Origin of the sequence: Clostridium sp. CF012 (genome assembly GCF_018861755.1) — a bacterium.
In the GTDB taxonomy this organism is placed as follows: Bacteria; Bacillota; Clostridia; order Clostridiales; family Clostridiaceae; genus Clostridium_AD.
In genome coordinates this window covers 1-1,443 of record NZ_JAHLEF010000095.1, presented here as the reverse complement: position 1 = coordinate 1,443, position 1,443 = coordinate 1, and the positions used below count along the sequence as shown (strand labels likewise).

Here is a 1,443-nt window from a genome sequence, read left to right as displayed (position 1 = left end):
GACAATTTAAAAAAACTTATATTAAATTAAGGAGATGATTTCTGTATTGAACAGGAGTCATCTTTTCTAAATCCCATTGATATCTATATCTATTATAATAAATCATATATTTTTTAATTTCTTTCTTTAACTCTACTAATGTTTGACACTCTTTTATGTTTGCCTCATCTTTGAAATGACCGAAGAATGATTCCTGTGGTGCGTTATCCCAACAGTTCCCCCGTCTCGACATAGATTGTCCTAGTCCACAACTTTTAACGAGCTTTTGGAAGATTGGACTTGTATAATGACAGCCTTGATCTGAGTGAATAAATGCATCTTTAGGTATTTTAATATTCTTGTTCTTTTTTAGCTTTAGTATAGTATCAGTGGCTATATCCATCTTAATATTAGCTGACACATTATATGCCAGTATTTCATTTGTAGAGGCATCCTTAATCGTTGATAAATAGGCCCTATTTCCTTTTCCATAAAACAAATAGGTTATGTCTGTAAGCAACACCTTGCCAGGTATATTTTGCTTGAAATTTCTATTTAATATATTTGGTAAAACAGCATGTTCAAGGGTAGCCTTCATCATCCTTCTATAGGGATTTGCTTTTCTAATAGGACATACTATTTGATATTTTTTCATTATCCTACGGATACGTTTCAGATTGTAAACGATTCCAAATTCACCTTCTAATGTCATTTTGATTTGCCTTGCTCCTTTTTTGCGACCTTTAAAGTTATATGCCTTTAAGATAGTCTCTCCAACTGTTTGATCATAATTATCACGTTTATCTCTAACGGCCTGTGAACTAACTGAGAAATAGTTATAATAACCTGAACGGGATACCCCAGACACGTTGCACAAGTGGCTAAGCATATTTGTGAGTTTATATTTTTTAATTTGTGAATTTATAAGAAGATATTTTTCTTCTGCTATTAATACTATTTTTTCTTTATCAGCCTTCTTTCTAGGATGTCGATTTTTTTTAGCAATTCATTCTCAGCTTTAAGTAAATTAACTTGGACCTTAAGACGTCTATATCTTTCTTCTATGGGAAGATCTTTCCCACTTGATCTACCGCACATTAATTTCCTTGTATCATTCAGTCCAATGATACCTTTTTTTCTATATGCAGTCCGCCATCTTCCAGCTGCTGATCTAATTCGAACCTTTCCAAGAACGTCTATATCAAAGCCATATTCTTCAAATATTTCTTTTATAGATTTACCCTTTTCATCCTCTGCTATAAAAATACGTTTATACTCATCAGTATACGTTATACCTTTAATACTAACCTTTGTTACATATTTATTTTTGGATAACACTTTCACTTCTTTTTCTGTAAAATCCTTAATGCTCATTTATCCACCTCTAATCTTTATTCCATTATACATAGAAAAACCCTATAGCGTAGGTTTTTTTAAATCGTCTACTCTATAGGGTACATTTTA

At 31.8% G+C, this 1,443-nt stretch carries 1 protein-coding gene; it reads right to left on the bottom strand.

What is annotated here, in order from left to right; translation table 11 throughout:
• Positions 1-16 precede the first annotated feature (16 nt).
• Positions 17-1,353, bottom strand: a protein-coding gene (locus KPL50_RS26405; protein WP_216301443.1) for an IS3 family transposase whose coding sequence is annotated in 2 segments (ribosomal slippage) — positions 17-969 and positions 969-1,353 — 1,338 coding nt in all. Because the reading frame shifts where the segments join, the coding sequence is not laid out codon by codon here.
• Positions 1,354-1,443: the final 90 nt, after the last annotated feature.